Annotated in this window: 2 protein-coding genes and 1 pseudogene; 2 read left to right on the forward strand and 1 reads right to left on the reverse strand. The window is 74.7% G+C overall.

The window, feature by feature from the left end; translation table 11 throughout:
- A partial coding sequence (locus tag FNX44_RS28330) for a hypothetical protein (RefSeq protein ID WP_228450239.1) occupies positions 1-561 on the forward strand: 561 nt, incomplete at its 5' end.
- A 158-nt stretch (positions 562-719) separates the two neighbouring features.
- Here FNX44_RS28330 and FNX44_RS25835 read toward each other — a convergent pair.
- Positions 720-1,946 carry a helix-turn-helix domain-containing protein gene (locus FNX44_RS25835; RefSeq protein WP_323369672.1) on the reverse strand — a complete coding sequence of 409 codons (1,227 nt, stop codon included), beginning with the start codon at positions 1,944-1,946 and terminating at the stop codon, positions 720-722.
- Between the two features lie 163 nt (positions 1,947-2,109).
- Here FNX44_RS25835 and FNX44_RS25840 point away from each other — a divergent pair.
- Positions 2,110-2,691 (forward strand): annotated as a pseudogene (locus FNX44_RS25840) (hypothetical protein); the annotation flags it as partial.

The following is a 2,691-nucleotide window of genomic DNA, read 5'->3' on the forward strand; positions in this document are numbered from 1 at the left end:
CTGGTGGCGTGGTTCCAGGTGGAGGCGTCGGCGGTGGCGGCGGACCGGCCGCTGCCGGTGCAGCCGTTCCTGCGCTGCGCCGCCGACGTGCTGGATCGTGTGGGCACGTCGCGGCTGGAAGTCGTGCAGCTCCTGCTTCCGGTGGCGGGGATCGACCCGGCCGCCCGGCCGCCGCACTCGCCGGTGCCGGCGGCCCGCACGGTGCACTGGTTCCGCGAAGGCGATCCGCGCGCCCGGACCCGGGTCGAGGTGAACGTCAACGGCGGGCGGGACCCGTTGCTGCCCACGGTGGTCGAGCGACTGGCGGAGCAGGTGGGCAGGGCCGGGGAGGACGTGTTCGCCGGGGCGTCGTGCGAGGTGGCGGGGCCGGAGCTGCGGCCCGCGCCGCCGTTCGACGACGGGTTCTGGAACGGTCCGCCGCTACACGGGGTGACGTTGCGCGGTGAGCTTGCCGAGTGGTCGCCGGACGCCGTCGGCTGGCTGGCCGAGGTGGTCGCGGACTGCACCGCGCGGCTGGGGCTGCGCGGTCCGCTGCTGCTGACCGTCGCCCGGACGGGTTGAGCACCCCCGGCGACGCGCATTGCCGCGGGGCGGACAGCATCCGTCCGCCCCACGCCCCCCGATCCGACCCCCGGTGACCGCTCAACAGCTGACCGCTTCTCCCGTCCGGTCTGCTGAGCCGAGCCGCCGCCCCCGGCACAGACGACCGCCCGTCGCGCTCATCGGTCCCGCCGCGACGGCGCCACCGCGGCCGGACGGCCGTGCACCCTCTGGTGGGCCAGCGCCCACCACACCTCCGCCAGGTCTGCCGGATCGCGCAGACTGGTCCCGGAGACCTCCTCGAACCGGCGCAGTCGGTTGCGCAGGGTGTTCGGGTGGACGAACAGAGTCCGCGCGGCGGCCTCCAGCCGCAACCCGTGTTCCAGGTACGCCGCCACCGCCTCCTCCAACTGGACGCCTTCGTCGCCGCGTTCACGAAGGGGCGCGAGTCGCTGGCGCACCAGACGCTCACCCAGCGCGGGCGTCTGCGCGACCGCGGCCCGCAACCCCAGCTCATCGCGGGTGAACACCCCGGCCATGCCGAAAGCGACCGCCGTCTGCACGGCTCGGCTCGCCGCCGTGAACTCCTCGGCCAGGTCGGGTGCGGTCACCGCCGCACCCAGACCCACCACCAGGTTCCGGCACGGCGCGGAAGGACGCCCCGTCAGCAGGCCCGCCGCGTCGCCGTCGACGGCCGTCACCATGGGCTCACCTGCAGGATCCACAGCCAGCCACGGCCGCAGTGCGCGCACCACGTCGGTCAGCGCCGTCGCCCCGGACACGGCCCGGGCCCTGAACGGCATGCGGGGCGCGCCCGGCTCCCCGGTGAAGACCCGTACCGCCGACGGGTCCGCCGGGGTCGTCAGCAACATGCGTACATAGGCTTCGAGTCGGCCCTCGGTGGCTTCGGGGCGCGTGCCGTCCCGCACGTCCTGGAGCGCTCTGCGACGCACGATCCGTACTGTCATCGCCCCGGCCCAGGACCACACCTGCTCACCGATCTCCAGCAGTTCCTCCGGGGTGGCCTGCCGCGCGGTCATCTCGGCGGCGAACCGCGACCACACCACGTCGACGCCGACCCGATGGGCGTGAAGGACGTCGCCGACCGGAACGGTGTCACCGATCGCCCCGACACCGGCCGGCGCGGCCGGGGCGACGCCGGGGCCGTAAGCCGTCGCCGGCGGGGCGTCCGCACCCCCGGCCCTGTACAACCGCGCCACGACGCCCATGCCTCGGTCCACCGCGCGCGTCACGCGCAGCGTCAGCAGATCCGGCGGCACCCGCGCGTACGACGGCAGCTCCGCCCTCAGCCGACCCGTCACCTCGGCAACGACGGCGCCCAGATCCTCGCGCACGGCGGCGACCGCCGCCGGCACCCTTGTGGAAACCTCCTCCGTGTCCCCCACTGGTCGCTGCCTTCCTCCATGGTGCATTGTTCGAACGCTCGCCATGCTAGGTCCAGCAGTCCCGGGTTCCGGAGCACCGGCATACGCCATGTGGCCCGCAACCGGCGGGACTTGGAGGACCGCAATGCCGGTCCCACCCCCCTGACGCACACGAAGGACTTCCATGGCCACTTCCTGGAGGCGCGCGGCGCTGCCCGCCGCCGCCCTCGCCATACTCGTGCCCGCCGGTCTCGGCGTGGGGACGCTGCTCTCCTCGTCCGGCGAAGCGCCCACAGCCCGCGCCGCCGGGCCCGGGAGCACTGCCTCCGCACCCACCTACGAGGAGGCGGAGGGCGAAGGCGCCGGTGCTGTGGTCGCGCAGCCGACCGCCCGGCACGACCGGCGCGTGCACTCCGCGTCCGTCCGCGTGGCCGCCTACGACCAGGGACAGCGCCGGGCGGTGCTGAAGGCGGCGGAGCGCGGGGCCGTACGCGCCGGTGACGTCGTCGCTTCGGCGCCGACCCGATCGGCGCCCGCCGGTGCGCTGTTCAAGGTCGCCAAGGTGACGGAACGCCGCGGGGACGAGGTCACCGTGACGACGGAGCCCGCGACCCTTCCCGAACTCCTCGGTGAGCGCAGCGTGAAGCAGCGCGCGGCCATCCCCGCCCGCGAACTGAGCGTCAAACCCCTGTCGAAGGGCGTGACGGCGACCACGGACCGCCCGTCGGCCGTGGAGAGCGCCCCGGCTTCCCCCGCGCCCACCGAC

The organism is Streptomyces alkaliterrae, from assembly GCF_007097205.2.
In the GTDB taxonomy this organism is placed as follows: domain Bacteria; phylum Actinomycetota; class Actinomycetes; order Streptomycetales; family Streptomycetaceae; genus Streptomyces; species Streptomyces alkaliterrae.